Genomic DNA, 17,263 nt, shown 5'->3' with positions numbered 1-17,263 from the left:
GGTATGTTGAAGCTCGAATATAGGGACTACACCTTGGATTTTAAATTTGAAGCTGGTACAAGTAGAGGGATTTTGAAAGATCACCCGATCGTACTGCTGAAAATATATGATGCGGATCATCCGGAGGTGTTTGGGCTGGGGGAAGCCGCGCCGCTGCGCAACCTGAGTCCTGAGAAAGTAGAGGATGTCCGGGAATCGCTGGCTACGCTCGGTTCAAAATTAAAATCCATGTCCATGCCGGATTCTGAGGAGGAGGTTTTTGGGTTGGTGTCTCGTCTGGTGGCCCCCGATCTTCCCAGCTTGAAAATGGCCCTGGAGACGGCCTTTCTGGATTTGATCAACGGTGGCAGGCGGTTGATTTTCAATAATGATTTCTATAGAGGAAAAAGCGCTATTGCCATCAATGGACTCATCTGGATGGGAGCCGGGGAAGCGATGCGGGAACAAATAGCCGACAAATTGTCTGCCGGGTTCAAATGCATCAAGATGAAAATAGGTGCCATAGACTTTGATCAGGAACTTTCACTATTGAGGCTTCTGAGGGCGCATGATCCTGATTTGATCATAAGAGTGGATGCCAATGGTGCTTTCGCTACGGATGTGGTTTTCTCCAGGCTGAGTCAGCTGGAGGAGTTTGGTATTCATTCCATTGAGCAGCCGATAATGGCGGGTCAGCATGAGGCCATGCAGCTCCTGTGCAAACGCACACCGATACCCATTGCACTGGACGAAGAGCTGATCGGGGTGAATGAATTTTCTCAAAAGCAGGAGCTTTTGAAGCTCATCAGGCCACAGTATATTATACTCAAACCTACTTTGCTGGGAGGTTTTGGGTCAACACTTGAGTGGATTTCCATTGCAGAACAGCTCGGAATCGGCTGGTGGCTTACTTCCGCTTTAGAGAGTAATCTTTCGTTGAATGCCATTGCACAGTTTGCCGGGAGGTTTCCATCTTCAGGTTATCAGGGGCTGGGTACCGGTCAGCTTTATCACAATAATATTGATTCACCCCTGGAGGTTACAGGTGCATTTCTCAGTTACAACCATGAAAAAGAATGGATGAATGTATTTTAGCCAGTGCCGGGCCTGCCAGCTATCCTTTACTGCTACCACCAAACATGTTTATCAAACTTTGATTTTTAGTACACGTACTACTCAAACAATTGTCATTATATGATTATTAGAATTTCGTCAGCCTTTCTCATTTTGTTTTCCACCATCATCCTGCCCGGTCAGGGGCGGGGAGACTACTCATCAGGGGCCATCGTTCAGCGCCTGGAGAAACTCAATACACTGGGATCGGTGCTTTACATGGCCGCTCACCCGGATGATGAAAATACTCAGCTCATTGCATACTATGCCAATGGAGCCCATTTTCGGACGGGCTATGTCGCCGCCACCAGGGGTGATGGAGGTCAGAATCTTATTGGCCCTGAAATCAGGGAAAGTTTGGGGGTGATTCGCACCCAGGAACTGCTGGCTGCTCGCTCTGTCGATGGGGGAGAGCAGTTTTTTTCCCGTGCCAATGATTTTGGATACTCAAAAGATCCGGATGAGACCTTCAGGGTGTGGGATCGGGATCAGGTATTGGCCGATTTTGTCTGGGCTATTCGCAAGTTCAGGCCAGACGTAATTATTACACGATTTAGTCAGGAACCTGGCGTCACACACGGTCATCATACCGCTTCCGCCATTTTGGCCATGGAGGCTTTTGAGATCAGTGGAGACTCTACGGTGTATCCGGAGCAGCTCCAATATGTATCTCCATGGGCGCCTGCGAAGATTTTTTATAACATAGGGCTTTGGGCGTACCGAAGAAGTGGTCGTGTTTTCAACGACGAGGGTTACCTGAAGCTGGATGTGGGGCAGTACAACACGCATTTGGGGAAGTCCTATACGGAAATCAGTGCATTGAGTAGAAGTATGCACAAAAGCCAGGGGTTTGGATCTTCTGGCAGCAGGGGTGCCGACTTTGAGTATTTTGAGCAGTGGGGTGGAGCAGCTTCTGAGCAATCCCTTTTTGAAGGCATCAACACCAGTTGGTCGCGGGTGCCGGATTCTGAGGAAGTAGCTTATTTCATGGCCGAGGCCCGGCGCAACTTTGATCCGGCGCAGCCAGCCAATATCCTCGGTGAATTGCTCAATGCCCGAAAAGCCCTTTTGAAAATGCCCGATCAGTTTTGGAAAGAGGTGAAGCTGGCAGAGCTCAAGGAGACCATCTTAGCCATTACCGGCACTTACCTGGAGTTGACGAGTGAAAGGCCCTACTATGTACCGGGAGATTCTATCAAGGTCAATCTGGAAGTAATCAACAGAAGTGAAGCAGACCTGATCCTCTCTTCTGTAACACTGGATCAGAATGATGAACGTTTTATTTATAACCTTCCCCTGGAAAATAATCAGAAGAATCAGTTTTCCTACCAGTTTGCACTTTCACAGCGTACGCCTTATACCCATCCGTACTGGTTGAATACTGAGGCTACCGAAGGCATGTACTCCGTCAGTGATCAGCAATTGATCGGGCTTCCTCAAAATCCCCCGGTATTGAATGCAAGAGTGTCACTGAGTGTGGATGGTCAGTTTCTGGATTACGAAGTGCCTGTAATTTTTAAAACGACAGATCCGGTGAAGGGAGAGGTGCGGAGTCCGTTGGAAATCAGGCCGCCTGTGATGGTTAACCTGGATTCCAGGGCATTAATTTTCGCCGGGAATAAGCCCAAGAAGATGCCTGTGAAGGTCATCGCCGGGAAGGACCGGGTTTCGGGCAGTGTAATGTTGAACTTGCCCGAAGGCTGGAAGTCCTCACCGGGTTCTTATGAGGTGGCCATTGAAGAGGCGGGAGGAGAACAGTCATTTGATTTTCTGCTGACCCCTCCCGTGGCTCCATCTGTGGCTCAGATCTCGGCTGTGGTGGAGCTTTCGGATGGCCAAAAGTATGACCTGGGTAAGGAAGTAATTGCCTACGATCACCTGCCGATGCAGACCCTGTACCCGAAGGCACGGGTGAAAGTGGTGAAGCTGGATGTGGGTGAGCTGACCGGGCGCATTGGATATATCATGGGTGCAGGTGACGAGTTACCGTTTAGCCTGGAGCAGATCGGGTATCAGGTTGACCTTTTGGACAAGGACGATGTGAGTGCGGTGAACCTCGCCAGGTATGATGCCGTGATTTTGGGAATACGGGCTTTCAACACGCTCACATGGTTAAGTTTTAAGAATCAGGAGCTTTTTGACTATGTGAAAAAAGGGGGAAATATGATTGTGCAGTACAATACGAGCCACCAGTTGGTTACCCAGGAGATCGCACCTTTTCCGCTGAGTCTCTCACGTGACCGGGTGACTGTGGAGGAGGCTCCGGTAAAGTTTTTGAAACCTAAGCACCCGGTACTGAACACCCCGATCAAATTGAGTTCTGATGATTTCGATGGGTGGGTCCAGGAGCGGGGTCTTTACTTCCCGGGTGAGTGGTCCAAAGAGTTTGTGCCACTGCTGGGGATGAATGATCCTGGAGAGGAAGAGAAGCAGGGCAGTTTGCTGGTGGCCCCTTATGGAAAGGGCTTTTACTGCTACACCGGTATTTCGTTCTTCAGGGAGCTTCCTGCAGGGGTGCCTGGCGCTTACAGGCTCCTCATCAACATGGTATCACTAGGAAAAGCAGATAAACCCAAATAAATATGGAAGAACCTGAAAATGACCGTGACCTGGCTACCCCGCCGTACTTCAAGAACTGGAGTACCATTTATTGGCTGGTAATCGGCAACCTCGTGCTGATCATCTTTTTGTTATACCTGTTCAGCATTTCCTTCCGATGAATTATTTTGACCTGATTGTACTGTTTGGTACGCTGATTTTTATTGTGGTTTACGGGGTGTGGCGCACCAGAGGTCAGCAGAATATTGATGGCTATTTCCTTGGTGACAAGTCCATGAGCTGGGGGACCATAGGGCTTTCGGTGATGGCGACCCAGGCCAGTGCCATTACATTTATATCCACACCTGGCCAGGGCTATGAGAGCGGAATGGGATTTGTACAGAATTATCTGGGGTTGCCTATCGCCCTCATCATAGTTTCTGCGGTGTTTATCCCTATTTTTTACAGACTGAAAGTATATACGGCCTACGAATATCTGGAGTCCCGGTTTGACCTGAAGACCAGAATGCTGGGAGCGTTGCTTTTTCTCGTCCAGCGGGGGCTGGCAGCAGGGATCACCATTTATGCTCCGGCGATCATTCTGTCCAGTATTCTCGATTGGAACCTTACGGCCACCATACTGGTGACCGGCACGCTCGTGATCATCTATACCGTATCTGGAGGCACCAGGGCTGTGAGCATTACCCAAAAGCATCAGATGGCGGTGATCATGGGTGGGATGTTCGTGGCGTTCTTTATTCTCATTTCATACATCACAGACTATGTGTCGTTTGGGAGTGCGGTGAGTATAGCTGGTAAGCTGGAGAAACTGAATGCCGTAGACCTGGACTTCAATTTTGAAAAGCGCTATACCATCTGGTCGGGGCTGGCCGGGGGCTTGTTTCTGGCCTTGTCTTATTTTGGCACCGATCAGTCGCAGGTACAGCGCTACCTGGGAGGCCGAAATGTGACTGAAAGCCGCATGGGGCTCATGTTCAATGCCATTCTGAAAATCCCGATGCAGTTCTTTATTTTGTTTTTGGGAGTGATGGTCTATGTGTTTTATCTGTTTTATACCCCGCCGGTTCATTTCAAGGAAGTATCAGTGCAGCGACTGAATGATTCGGAATATAGCACTGAGTATCAGGACCTGGAGCGTGCCTATGAGGGTTTGATGAGTGAACGAAAAGCTCTGGCTCTGGATTTTTCAATCGCCCCGGAGGGCCAATCGGAGGCGATTGCTCAGAACCTGCAGAAGATTGACAATGAGTCTGTGGAGGTGAGGCAGCAGGTGAAGGACCTACTCGTGAAAATGGATCCTGAAATTGAGACCAAAGATTCTGATTATGTTTTTCTTACCTTCATTCTCACTTTTCTGCCCCACGGCTTGATTGGCTTGTTGATTGCGGTCATTTTTTCGGCGGCCATGTCTTCCACTTCTTCCGAGCTGAATGCACTCTCATCCACTACCACCATTGATTTCTACAAGCGTCTGATCAATAAGGATGACCGGTACCATTTGCTTATATCCAAAGGCCTCACATTGGTGTGGGGCATAGTGGCCATCTCCTTTGCGGTGCTGGCTAAAAATTCGGAGAACTTACTTGAGGCAGTCAACATTGTGGGATCAATATTCTATGGAACCATTCTAGGTATATTCCTGACCGCTTTTTTTATCAAATATGTGAAGGGAAGTTCCGTGTTTTGGGCGGCCATTATTGCGCAATCCAGCGTGATTGTTTTTCATTTTCTGACCATCTATGGGGTGTTTACACTGGGCTATCTCTGGTACAATGCCATCGGATGTTTTCTCACCATCGGACTGGGAGTGGTTTTTCAGATCTTTCAAAGGAAAGGGTAGTCTCTGAGTAGGGATAAAAAAACGAGGCCCCGTGGATGAAATCCACGGGGCCTCGTTTGTAATGTCAGAGCTTATTACTTCAGAGAAGCAATAAAATCCTGGTTCCTTTTCACATATCCAAAATCTCCGTCAGGATTGGCCTTGGCAATATCAAGTGATTTCTGAGCGGTCGCAATGGCTTCTTTTTTGTTGCCCATAGCTGCCAGAATACGTGCCTTGGTATGTACATGCCAAAACTGCTGACCATTTTCGCCAATTGCCAGGTAAGTATTCATCCATTCCAAGGCCTGGGGAAGGTTTTTGTTTTGAGACAGGTAAAATCCTGCTGCCTGTACATAGTTGGAAGGGTTTACCTTCGTTTTGGCCTCAATGTCAGCCATTACCTGCTCTACAAATGACACCTCTAAAGGCACTTTTACCGATACATCACTCCACGTAAGCTCGATATTGGCTTTAGTGTTGTCTTCGCTGATGTCTGAAATGTTGAATGTCAATGCTTCCACAGGTGAAGAAAGTTTCTCCGCCTTGACAGTGGCCTTTACCACTTCATTTTCGGCATTATAGCCATTCACGTTTCCGCCCAGGCTCAAGTCGCTGTACAGCATGAAAGACCACTCATCTTTACCAGGAATGGTGAAGATCAGGTACTCACCAGCTGGTACTTTTGTTCCGGCTATTGTCGCTTCAGTGCTGAGGGTCAGTTTGGAACCTGAGTTGGCACCCGTTCTCCATAATTGTCCGTAAGGCTGTAGGAAGTCACCACCTTCTCCAAATATTTTACGATCCTTTACTTTAGGCCGGAAGTAGTCAATGCTGACTTCTGTGAGGCCCACTACACTCGATACAGACCCTGCAGGGCTGGCTTGTGGAGTGTTAATTTGTGCCATGGCGGTACCATAAGCACATAAAAAAGCTAATAAGGTTAGTTTTGTGATTTTACTCATCATATTTAAGAATTTGTGTTTGAGATATGTTTGATCTTTCATCTTACGAAAAACTGCCGCAATCGTTCTATAATCATTCAGATGTAGTTCATGTGGCCAAAGAGTTGTTAGGTAAGTATGTTTTCACAAACATAGACGGAATTATCACAGCAGGCAAAATTGTAGAGACAGAGGCCTATTGTGGTAGAAATGATCGGGCGTGCCATGCCTCTGTGGGCGTGACTGAGCGCACAAAGGTGATGTATGAAAGGGGCGGGGTGGCCTATGTCTATTTGTGTTACGGAATTCATCATTTATTTAATGTGGTGTCAAATGTGGAGGGGCTGGCCGATGCGGTGCTGGTGCGTGCGGTGGAGCCCGTAGTGGGTATTGATATCATGCAAATTCGGCGCGGAATTAGGGTGCCGTTCGGGAAACTCACAGCGGGGCCCAGCACACTGAGTAAAGCACTTGGAATTCACAAAGTGCACAACGCGTTGAGCCTGGGCGGAAATACCCTATGGCTGGCTCGCAATATTGAAGCAACGGAAGAGTTGAAGATAGAAGAAGCCACCAGAGTGGGAGTGAACTATGCGGGTGCAGATGCGCTGCGTCCGTGGCGTTTCTACGTCAGGGACAGTTCTTTTGTAAGTGTAAAAAAAAGAAATCCCTGACCTGAGGACGGGGATTCTGCATGCTTTCATACACTTGTTTAACTTTACAGCTGAGGTTAGGGCCTCTTTGTATTGTTCAAAAATATATAAGATTTATACCAAATAAAAATCTTCACAATAAATCATTGAATATTCATATAATGCTCAGAAACATTGTTTTCGTCTTTTTGTTGGTTGTTTCTTTTTTCTGTAGTGCTCAGGTGCAATTTTTTGATAGCCCCAAACCATTGAAGCCTTTGAATACTCCAAGTAGTGAAAACTACATTTTCTTGGATTTTGACAATAGCCGGTTATACTTTTCACGGGCCAATTACAAGAGTAACAGGGGTGGAACAAAGGACAAGGGCGATATCTGGGTGAGTACTTACGACAGTGCCTGGACAACAGCATCCAATATGTCGCTGAATGACGATCAGTTCACAGCGCCTGCGGGATTGACCCCTGATGGGCGTTACTTTCTCTTTCACAAAGTGTGGTTCTCTGTGGGGCTGCATTATGGTGGAGTATTCGCCAAACCACTGGATGGTGGTGAGGTTTTTCAGGTAGACATTCCATTTTTCAAAAACCGTTCACCTATTCAGACCGGAACCATTTCTGCCGATGGCAGGTACCTGCTACTTAGCCTTGAAAACAACCTGGGGTATGGAGTAGATGACTTGTTTGTCTGCCAACTTCAGCCTGACGGTTCATGGTCAGCGCCCAAAAATCTGGGCAGTGTGGTGAATACGCCACTGCAGGAGTTGACCCCATTTCTGGCTGAGGATAACCGGACGCTTTACTTTGCTTCCAATGGCCTTGGTGGCCAGGGGAGTTTTGATATTTTCCAGTCCACCAGACTGGACGATACCTGGCAGAATTGGTCCTCACCCAAGAACCTGGGAACGGCTGTGAACACCTCAGGGTCTGAAACTTCTTTTACTTTCAGAAATGATTCAGATTACGCCTATTTTGTTTCTACCCAGAATAGTGACGGCTATGGGGATATCAAACGAATCAAGATAACATCGGATATTGTGGCGGCAGTAGCAGCCGATACCCTGGTGAGTATGGTGGCCACCTCAGAGGAGGAAGTATTTTTGACACTCTACCTGCTAGATAAAATTTCCGGTGAACCTTTACAGGGCACAGCACATGTAGTGCTGGAGGGAGACACCACCATTTACCCATCAGGTGACCAGGGGGAGGTACAAATACAGGACCTGGGTCAGCCCTTGAATTTCGAATTTAAAGCTGATGGTTATTTGTCCTCCAAGAGGATTTTTTCCAGAGATGACTTTGCTTCGGGGGTGCCTGTGAAAGTGATGCTGGATCCATTGTCTACAGGCAATACCATCACGCTGGAGCATGTACTTTTCTACAGGGGGACGGCCAATTTTGTGGAAGGGTCAGAAGAAGAACTTGATCTGGTCGTAGAAATGATGAATGAAAATCCTGACGTAAAGATTTTCCTCAAAGGGCATACGGATAACGTGGGTAACGAACAGCTCAATGTGTACCTGTCTAAGGAGCGCGTGATCGCTGTGACGGAGTATCTGGTGTCCGGGGGTATTGCTGCGGAAAGGATTAGCGGGGAGGGATATGGAGGATCAAGGCCCATCGCCAGCAATGCCGACGAAGCTTCCAGAAAGTTGAACAGGCGTGTGGAGTTTGAGGTGGTTCGTGATTAAAAGCCCGCAGCTTTGTCGTCACCACGGGGGTCAGCTCCTCCTTCCAGTCGGCCATCATCACGTACCAGGATACAGTCATTGCGACCTATTTTGTCGACAAACTCAAAGGAATGACCGAGCGCCTCCAACTCTTCTATGGTTTTCAGGCTGATGGCGTCAGTCTCGGCTTTGATCTGGTCCGGGAGCCACTGGTGATGAACCTTTTTGGCTGATACAGCCTCCTGCATGGTCATGTCATAGTCCACCACATTGAGTATGGTCTGGAAGACAGACGTGAGGATGGTGGCTCCTCCGGGTGATCCCAGTACCATTTTGAGTGCTCCATCTTTTTCTACAATAGTGGGGGTCATAGAGCTGAGCATTCTTTTCCCCGGGGCAATGGCATTGGCTTCTGCCCCGATCAGCCCGAAAAAATTGGGAACTCCCGGCTTGGAGCTGAAGTCATCCATCTCATTGTTCAGTACAAAGCCCGCGCCTTTTACCCACACTTTACAACCGTAGTTGAGATTCAGGGTGGTCGTGGTGGAGATGGCGTTTCCATCAGCATCTACAATGGAAAAATGGGTGGTCTCAGGGGACTCATAAGGAACGTTACCACCCTGTATACTGGCCGACGGGGTGGTTTGATGAATGGAAATGTCAGAGAATCTGGATGTGTTATAATCCGAACTCAGGAGCTGTTGGATGGGAACCTGGAAATAGTCCGGATCTCCGAGGTGGCTGGCCCTGTCGGCAAATACCCTGCGTTCTATTTCGGCCATGAGATGCACGGCCTTTGTGGAGTTGTGTTCATATTGGCCAACATTCAGTAATTCTGCCCCCTGGAGCATTTGTAATACGGCTACCCCTCCACTGGAGGGCGGAGGCATGCTGATGACTCTGTGCCCTCTGTATGTGCCCACCAGCGGGGTTCTCCAGATGGCCTCATAGTTTTGTAAATCTTCATGTGTCACCAGGCCATCACCCCGTTGCATTTCCTGCACAATTTGTTGGGCCACAATTCCTTTGTAAAAACCATCTCTACCCGAATCCCGGATGAATGAAAGGGTGGCAGCCAGCTGTGGCTGATTCACATAATCATTGGCTTCCCATCCGTTTTCTCTGACCACCCACGGACGATAGTGGTTGGCACGCCTGAAATCATCCTGCTTTTCATTCAAAGCTTCGGCTTCATTTTCGGTAATCAGGAACCCTTCGAAAGCCAGGTCGATAGCTGGTTGTACAAGGTCTGCCCAGGGAAGACTGCCGTATTTTTGGTGTAACTCCCACATGCCAGCCACACTTCCGGGCACACCCGCTGCCAGGTGTCCGATAGTGCTTAGTTCACCCGTCACGTTGCCCAAAGAATCCTGAAACATCTGTCTATCAGCCTGTTCTGGAGCTTTCTCTCTGAAATCGAGTGCGGCTATGCGCCCATCGGCCAGCCTGATCACTGAGAAACCCCCGCCACCGATATTACCTGCCCGTGGGTATACCACAGCCAGTGCAAATTGAGTAGTTACAGCCGCATCAATGGCATTTCCGCCCTGCTTAAGAATATTGAGACCAGCCTCAGTAGATAAAGGATGTGCCGAAACCACCATGGCATGATCACCCAATGCACCCTCCCTGGGTGTGGTGGTCAGGTTACAGGAGGAAAAGGAAAGCGCCAGTACTAACAGTATGTAAATCCTACTGGTCATTGATTTTCTTGGAACGGTTTAGGGATTTATATTTTTTGATGTGGACACGCTTTTTACCACGATCCTTTTTGTCATCATATGGTCGAAAGTGTTTTCTCGATTTGGTGATGGGAATCTTATAGTAAGAAGCATGACATCCCGAAATGACCGATCCACTCACCAGCAAAATGAGCACCAGCACTCCTGTACGCAGGTTCTTGATCCAAATCATTGCGGATAAGCTAGTCAATATTCTGCAGATGAGATTACACCTTTGTCAATTTCGTGTTTTTTGTATTGGGTGCCGGCTTCACTTTAATGGTGATCCCCTCACTGATTGCTGTCTTCTTGAAATCCTCGATGGTCTCCAAAATGTCTTCATCAATGAAAATGGATTCCGTTTCGTCAAAAACGACATGTGACTTGGGTGGAATCGCTCTTAAGGTTTTTCTTAAAAACGCCTTATTGAGAAAGCTTACATCCTTTTCCAGGGTGATCACAAAGTTGTCCGGCCCTAATTCTTTCATGGTAATGGCCTGATGAAGGTTGGCCTTCACTACATAGTACAGGCCTACGACTATACCTATGGTAATACCAATGAGTAGGTCTGTAAAAAGAATGGCCAGTATGGTGATCACGAAGGGTAAAAACTGCGAAGTTCCTTTGGCATATAGGTCTTTGAAAATGCTTGGTTTACTGAGTTTGTAGCCTACCAGCAGGAGCACGGCGGCCAATGCTGATAAAGGGATCATATTAAGAAATTCTGGAAAGAAAATCACCGACATGGCCAGCAAGAGGCCATGGAAAACAGCGGAAACCTTCGTTTGACCACCTGAACTGATATTGGCAGTACTTCGTACGATTACGGCTGTGACGGGTAGTCCTCCCAGGAGACCCGAAACCATATTACCTGTACCCTGAGCTTTGAGTTCCTGATTTGTCCCTGCAATTCTTTTATAGGGATCCAGTTTGTCTACCGCATCCAGGCTCAACAGGGTTTCCAGGCTAGCTACTATGGCAATGGTGAAAGCCGTGATGTAAACGTTCACGTTCAGGAATTGTGAAAAGTCGGGCATGGTGAGAAACCCAAGAAACTCCGAAACAGAGCTACTGATAGGCAAGGTAACCAGGTGCTTGCCCGAAAGTGAAAGGTCAGGGAGAAACTGGCGAAACAGAACGGCATTGGCAAGAACACCCCATGCTACGGCGACCAGCGGACCCGGGATCACATTGGTCCATTTCTGTCGTTTCATAAATGGTCTTTCCCATAAGATCAAAATGCTGATCGCAATCAGGCTGATAATCAATGCCCCTTTGTCAATGTTCTGAATGGCCATGATAATCTCTGTGAATGTGTTTTCACCATCTGGTTGATAAAAACTTTCATCACCTTCATAGTCACGGTCGTCACCCAGAGCATGTGGTATCTGCTTTAGTATCAATATAAGTCCAATGGCAGAAAGCATGCCTTTGATGACCGACGAGGGAAAAAAGTGACCAATAATTCCTGCCTTGAGGATCCCAAGGATGAACTGGATAAGACCGGCAAGAAAAACAGCAAGAAGAAAGGATTCAAAAGTCCCGAGCGATTCTATGGCGTTGAGCACTATCACAGTAAGTCCGGCGGCAGGTCCGCTGACACTTAGCTGGGAACCACTCAGTGAACCCACCACTATACCTCCAACAATGCCTGCAATGATACCTGAGAAAAGTGGCGCTCCTGAAGCCAGAGCAATTCCCAGGCAAAGAGGTAGCGCTACAAGCCACACAACCATTCCTGCAGGAAGATCATTCTTCAAATTTTCGCCAAAATATTTTTTCATACCTTCTTTGATTTCATTTTATACTAAAGGCAAAAATGAAAAATTTGTTTCGATATGAATCATTTTTTGGAAGATATGTAACGTATTACCTGAGAAAAGTTTTTTTCAAAGGATTTCATAGGTGAAGAGATGGTACAAGGATAACTGATTGTTTATCAGTGACAAAAAATGGAGTGCTTAAAGGATTTTAGAAGTATATTCTTTCATTTAATTGTTTGTTTATTTATATTCCCACACTAGAATTTGATCAACCAATCAACAACCTAATCAGCGAATGAAAATTAGTACTGAATCTACTCTCGACCAGAAGATTCCCAAAGGTTATCGTGTTTACCAAATCAAGGGCGTGGATGGCAGCATCCTGGCCAAAAAAGGAGGACCTTCAGCGGAAGACATTAAAAACAAAGCCACATACGAAGAACTGAGAAACAACCAAAAGGAATTTGGAGTTGCCTCCATGATGTCTAAGGTTCTGAGAAATTCCCTGTCCGAAGGAATGTCGGAGATATGTGAAACCTATGTATCCGGTAGGCTGACTGCTCAGTTTAGAAACATTGCTACATTCGAAGAGGGAAAATCAGGTACCCGACCATTGTACCTCAGCAAGCATGGGCACAACCTGAATGGTTTCGAGTTCAACACCACAGCGCCTTACGAGGATATTTTTGGAGCCAAGTATTTTGTAAAGTCCGGCAGCAGAAAAGGACAGGTGATCTTACACTTTCCAGCCTTTATTCCGGAAACCACTTTCAAAAAGCCCAAGGAGGCTACAAATTTCAAGATCAATGCACGTTTGGTGGCTTTGTCAGATTATCAATATGATATGGGTGAGAAGGTATACCGCGCAGTAAATAAGGAATTTCATGGTAAATATGGTTCTTATGAGAGTCCCATGCTTCCCTTACTGAAAATTCCCATTGAGCCGATGACCGCACAGGTTTCACTGGATCTGAAGGAATTGCCTGATCAGATGGCTCTTTTTCTGGTAATGGCCGTGAGCTTTTACCGGTATGAAAATGGTAAATTTCAGCATCTCTCCAAAGAGAGCGGCATGACCATCAAGCAAGTTTATTAATCATTTCTTTCTGACGATAGTTCATACGGTATATCCTATACAGTATGAACAAGCACGCCCATAGATATCAGAGTGATGAAATGGCTGATGAAGCTTTCCTATGGCTCAAGGCTCACCCCGCACAGTACCAACATTTCCTAACGGTGACCCAAAATGCCAGGTTGATCGACTTTGCTGATCACCACGGAGCATTTTCTACACTTGTCCGGCAATTTGATATGCCCGACCCTGATGTTGTGTACCACCTCAATTCCGGAGCGCGGTTTTTCGAGCGATACTGCATGGAAATCCTGACCATTTTGGGCCTCTATTCTTTACCTTATTGCTATGCCGGTGCCAACGGAGTACGGGTTTTGATGCAATCCCGGAAAATTCGGGAAAACCCGGAACTACGCCTGATTGAGACCGCTCAATTCGTTTTTGATGTATGCAGGGTTGATGCTTTTACTCCTCAGGGAGGAGGGCTGGCGTCCATTTTAAAGGTCCGGCTGATGCATGCAGCAGCCAGGTACTATGCAAGTCATTCTATCCGGGATGAAACCCCCATCAATCAGGAGGATATGTTGGCGACAATGCTTTCATTTTCGCTGATCGTGATTCGTGGACTAAGGAAAATAGGCGTGAGCGTGGATAAAATTACCGCTGAGGAGTATTATCAACTTTGGGTATATATTGGCGGACTGATGGGAATAAGGAAAGAATACTTGCCGCAAAACATGCAGTCGGCAAGTGTGCTGGAGCGGGGTATTCGCAGACGGGAATTCAAAAAAAGTGAAGGAGGTGTGGAGTTGACCAAAGTGCTGGTCGCTTACCTGTCTTCAATGGGTGTAAAAGGGATTAGCCCAGAAAGCCTGATGTATTATCTCCTCGGGGAGAATTTGGCTGATATTCTTGACTTAAAGCCTCAATCGATCCTGAAGAGCCAGCTGGTGGCTACTGGACTCAGAACGCAGAATTTCTTCAAAGCATTCAGTGAACGTAATTTTCGGGATGTATTGGTCGACTTTGAAAGGAATTTAAAAAAGGAAAATATAAAACCAGCGTTCAATATTTCGTTTGAGTAAGTATGTTGAGAAATTATGTCCTATGGTTGGGTCTTTTTTTGGTGACGGTTTCGGTCCAGGCTCAGTCAAAATACCAGCGAGCTGAGGAGCTATATGAGCAGGCGCAGCAGGCGTACCGAACCCGAAATTACAATGAAGCACTTGATCTGGTAAACCGGTCCATGCAGCTCACGCCCACGGCAAATGCTGCATATCTGAGTGGCCTGGTTCATGAAGCCATGGGCCGGGACCTGCGGGCGGTCTCCTCCTATGAAGCCACGCTCAAGCTGGATCCGAGGTATGATGAGGCCATTTTTCAGAAGGCTATTATTTATTTGAACTATGGAGATCCTGCACAGGCACATGCTGATCTGAGTGTTTTGATCAATACAGAGGGAGTGACACAAACCCGGGGGGTGTATTTTGAGGTGGACCCAAGTGGTCAGGAACAGAATCAGATTCTATCTGTGAATAACCTGAGGTCAAAGCTTTTTCATTACCGCGGGCAGGCCAGCGAGAAACTGGGCGAGTATGATGCGGCACTGGCTGATTACAATGAGGCACTCCGGATGGATACTCTTACAGCTTATCTGATTAGCAGGGCACTACTTCACGAGAAAATGAATAACCAGGAGGGTGCGTTGGCAGATTTGAAACTGGCCATCGCTATTGATCGGGGAAATCAGCTGGCCTGGTATAACCTGGCACTACTCGATCCGTCTGTAGCGTTGCCTGACGATCTCCTGGGAGAGGAGAGCTTTGGACCCACTTTGAGCCTTTTGGCGTCACGGGCCATGTCTGAAGGGAATTATATTTTGGCTAAAAAGTACTTTGACAGGAGCATTGAAAATGATGATGCCGATGCACTTTCATATATCAACCGGGGGCGGATTTTACTAAAAATGAATCAGTTTGTGCCCGCTCGTGCAGATTTTAATGAGGCAAGTAGACTGGAGCCGGGCAGGATAGAAATCTACTACCTCATAGGCAATTCTTATTTTTATGAAAAGAATTTTGAGCGCGCAGCAGCGTATTACAATCAATACCTGACAGCAGACCCCACCAATGGGATGGTATGGTACAATGGCGCCATGTCTTACCTGGAGATGGACAATGCGGAGGAGGCTTGTCATTACCTGCAAAGAGCGAATACGCTGGGAATGCTACAAGCTGAGAAGGTACTAAAGAAGTATTGCCGATAGGATTTATTATTTTTGAGGAATGACAGCACCCAAGACCCCACTTAAAATAGACATGCATACGCATATCCTGCCGGAGAAGCTCCCCAATTTTGCGGAGAAATTTGGATATGGTGAGTTTATCAGCTTGCTCCATCACCGACAGGGAGCTGCCCTGATGATGAAGGGGGATAAGTTTTTCAGAGAAATAGAAGAGAACTGCTGGGATCCGGAGGTTCGAATCCGGGATTATGAAAAATTCAACACAAAAATACAGGTAGTTTGCACCATCCCGGTGATGTTTAGCTACTGGGCTGAACCAAAGGATTGCCTGGACCTTTCTATGTTTTTGAATGATCACATAGCTGAGGTAGTGGAGAGACACCCTAAGCATTATATAGGTCTGGGTACGGTGCCTATGCAGGATGTGGACATGGCCATTGGGGAGCTGGAGCGAATGAAGGAATTGGGACTCCCCGGGGTGCAGATTGGTTCTAATATCAATCAACATAACCTGAGCAAACCCCGGTTTTTTGAGTTTTTCGAAGCTTGCGAAAAGTTGGATATGGCTGTATTGGTTCATCCCTGGGATATGATGGGTAAAGCCGATATGGAAAAGTACTGGTTACCCTGGCTGGTGGGGATGCCCGCAGAGACTGCCCGAGCCGTCGCTTCTATGATCTTTGGTGGGGTGTTTGCCAGATATCCTAAACTGCGCGTATGCTTTGCACATGCGGGGGGATCTTTTTTGACCACCATTGGCAGGCTGGAGCGAGGATTTGAATGCCGCCCCGATTTGGTGGCAGTACACAATAATGTAAATCCGAGGGAGTACCTTGGTAAATTTTGGGTGGACAGCATTACCCATGACCCTATGCTGCTCGATTATGTCATCAAACTCATAGGGTCGGATAAAGTATGTCTGGGTTCTGATTACCCCTTTCCACTGGGCGATTTAGAGATTGGTAAGTTTATCGAGGAAATGAATTTGCCTGAAGATGACCTGGAAAACATCATGTACCGCTCGACTTTGGACTGGCTGGGACTTGGATCGAAAGAAGAAGATCAGAAAGTACTTAGTTCATTCAAAAAAGAGAATTAAGAGACCCATCAAGGGGTGAAAAGAGCGCGGCGGCCGAGGAATCGGCCGCCGCGCTCTTTTTTTATTTCTTTATCACCCTGAAAGACTTTTTGGAATCTGGCAGTTCGATAATGATGTGATAAACGCCTGCACCAAGTCTGGAAAGATCGAGTTCGACTGCTTTGGACTCAAAACTGATGTGCTGGTTATAGAGCGTTCTGCCGGTCACATCCATGATCATCACCCTGCTGTCAGGGATGACCACCGTAGACCTGATGGACAGATGGTCCTGTGCCGGGTTAGGGTAGAGGGTCCAGCTGATGTTGGAAGCTTCCACCACGACATTGATGATTTCAGTAAATCCTTCAAATCCATCGAGATCTACTTCCCTGATCCTGTAGAAGTTGTATCCGTCAGGTGCATTCTGATGGGTAAACTGATAATCATTGACCAGCTCCTTGATGTTGACGGCCTGTACGGTGCCTAGCACTTTGAAGTCCTGGCCAGCGGTGCTGTGTAGCACTTCGAAGTGGCTGACATTGACTTCATTGGCGGTTGTCCATTTGAGGGTCACATTCTCATTTAGAGCGGTACCTGAGAAGGAGATAAAGTCAAGTGGGAGTGGTACGTCTGAGCCATCCAGGATG

General features: G+C 47.3%; 15 protein-coding genes. 10 read left to right on the top strand and 5 right to left on the bottom strand.

The features are described 5' to 3' along the window. Nucleotides 1-3 precede the first annotated feature (3 nt). The 4 genes from RIH33_RS21115 to RIH33_RS21100 all read left to right on the top strand — a co-directional run bounded on the left by RIH33_RS21115 (nucleotide 4) and on the right by RIH33_RS21100 (nucleotide 5,491). Nucleotides 4-1,074: an o-succinylbenzoate synthase gene (locus tag RIH33_RS21115; RefSeq protein ID WP_406651520.1), complete on the top strand. Its 1,071-nt coding sequence runs from the start codon at nucleotides 4-6 to the stop codon at nucleotides 1,072-1,074. A gap of 99 nt (nucleotides 1,075-1,173) precedes the next feature. After that, a complete protein-coding gene (locus tag RIH33_RS21110) occupies nucleotides 1,174-3,672 on the top strand; it encodes a PIG-L family deacetylase (protein WP_406651519.1) in 2,499 nt (832 codons plus the stop codon). Between the two features lie 2 nt (nucleotides 3,673-3,674). After that, nucleotides 3,675-3,812, top strand: coding sequence for a hypothetical protein (locus RIH33_RS21105; protein ID WP_406651518.1), 138 nt, complete (start codon nucleotides 3,675-3,677; stop codon nucleotides 3,810-3,812). After that, nucleotides 3,809-5,491, top strand: a complete 1,683-nt coding sequence (locus RIH33_RS21100) for a sodium:solute symporter (protein WP_406651517.1) — start codon at nucleotides 3,809-3,811, stop codon at nucleotides 5,489-5,491. Before RIH33_RS21105 ends, RIH33_RS21100 begins: the two co-directional genes overlap by 4 nt. Nucleotides 5,492-5,565: 74 nt before the next feature. Here RIH33_RS21100 and RIH33_RS21095 read toward each other — a convergent pair whose 3' ends face one another. Beyond that, nucleotides 5,566-6,438, bottom strand: coding sequence for a DUF2911 domain-containing protein (locus RIH33_RS21095; RefSeq protein ID WP_406658730.1), 873 nt, complete (start codon nucleotides 6,436-6,438; stop codon nucleotides 5,566-5,568). 23 nt (nucleotides 6,439-6,461) lie between these two features. Between RIH33_RS21095 and RIH33_RS21090 the strand changes: the two genes are divergently transcribed. Together RIH33_RS21090 and RIH33_RS21085 are read left to right on the top strand one after the other, a co-directional pair. After that, on the top strand, nucleotides 6,462-7,088 hold the full coding sequence (locus RIH33_RS21090) for a DNA-3-methyladenine glycosylase (RefSeq protein WP_406651515.1): 627 nt from the start codon (nucleotides 6,462-6,464) through the stop codon (nucleotides 7,086-7,088). A 140-nt stretch (nucleotides 7,089-7,228) separates the two neighbouring features. Then, on the top strand, nucleotides 7,229-8,755 hold the full coding sequence (locus RIH33_RS21085; RefSeq protein ID WP_406651514.1) for an OmpA family protein: 1,527 nt from the start codon (nucleotides 7,229-7,231) through the stop codon (nucleotides 8,753-8,755). Here RIH33_RS21085 and ggt read toward each other — a convergent pair. The 3 genes from ggt to RIH33_RS21070 are packed head-to-tail and all read right to left on the bottom strand — an operon-like array spanning nucleotide 8,752 to nucleotide 12,239. Next, complete coding sequence (gene ggt, locus RIH33_RS21080; protein ID WP_406651513.1) at nucleotides 8,752-10,437, bottom strand: gamma-glutamyltransferase; 1,686 nt, start codon at nucleotides 10,435-10,437, stop codon at nucleotides 8,752-8,754. The genes RIH33_RS21085 and ggt overlap by 4 nt on opposite strands. Then, nucleotides 10,427-10,648, bottom strand: a complete 222-nt coding sequence (locus RIH33_RS21075; RefSeq protein ID WP_406651512.1) for a hypothetical protein — start codon at nucleotides 10,646-10,648, stop codon at nucleotides 10,427-10,429. Before RIH33_RS21075 ends, ggt begins: the two co-directional genes overlap by 11 nt. 34 nt (nucleotides 10,649-10,682) lie before the next feature. Next, nucleotides 10,683-12,239: a SulP family inorganic anion transporter gene (locus tag RIH33_RS21070; protein ID WP_406651511.1), complete on the bottom strand. Its 1,557-nt coding sequence runs from the start codon at nucleotides 12,237-12,239 to the stop codon at nucleotides 10,683-10,685. A gap of 274 nt (nucleotides 12,240-12,513) precedes the next feature. Between RIH33_RS21070 and RIH33_RS21065 the strand changes: the two genes are divergently transcribed. Genes RIH33_RS21065 through RIH33_RS21050 form a run of 4 tightly spaced genes read left to right on the top strand, consistent with a single transcriptional unit; the run spans nucleotide 12,514 to nucleotide 16,637 of the window. Beyond that, nucleotides 12,514-13,314: a hypothetical protein gene (locus RIH33_RS21065; RefSeq protein WP_406651509.1), complete on the top strand. Its 801-nt coding sequence runs from the start codon at nucleotides 12,514-12,516 to the stop codon at nucleotides 13,312-13,314. 44 nt (nucleotides 13,315-13,358) lie between these two features. Then, on the top strand, nucleotides 13,359-14,378 hold the full coding sequence (locus RIH33_RS21060; RefSeq protein ID WP_406651508.1) for an oxygenase MpaB family protein: 1,020 nt from the start codon (nucleotides 13,359-13,361) through the stop codon (nucleotides 14,376-14,378). Nucleotides 14,379-14,380: 2 nt separating this feature from the next. Beyond that, on the top strand, nucleotides 14,381-15,559 hold the full coding sequence (locus RIH33_RS21055) for a tetratricopeptide repeat protein (protein WP_406651507.1): 1,179 nt from the start codon (nucleotides 14,381-14,383) through the stop codon (nucleotides 15,557-15,559). A gap of 19 nt (nucleotides 15,560-15,578) precedes the next feature. Then, nucleotides 15,579-16,637, top strand: coding sequence for an amidohydrolase family protein (locus RIH33_RS21050; protein ID WP_406651506.1), 1,059 nt, complete (start codon nucleotides 15,579-15,581; stop codon nucleotides 16,635-16,637). 61 nt (nucleotides 16,638-16,698) lie between these two features. Here RIH33_RS21050 and RIH33_RS21045 read toward each other — a convergent pair. Next, the coding region (locus RIH33_RS21045) for a T9SS type A sorting domain-containing protein (RefSeq protein WP_406658729.1) at nucleotides 16,699-17,263 on the bottom strand (565 nt) is incomplete at its 5' end.

It is taken from the genome of Marinoscillum sp. (genome assembly GCF_040222955.1).
Lineage (GTDB): Bacteria > Bacteroidota > Bacteroidia > Cytophagales > Cyclobacteriaceae > Marinoscillum.
Note: the sequence above shows the minus strand (reverse complement) of the source record. Positions and strands in the feature narration are given on the sequence as shown.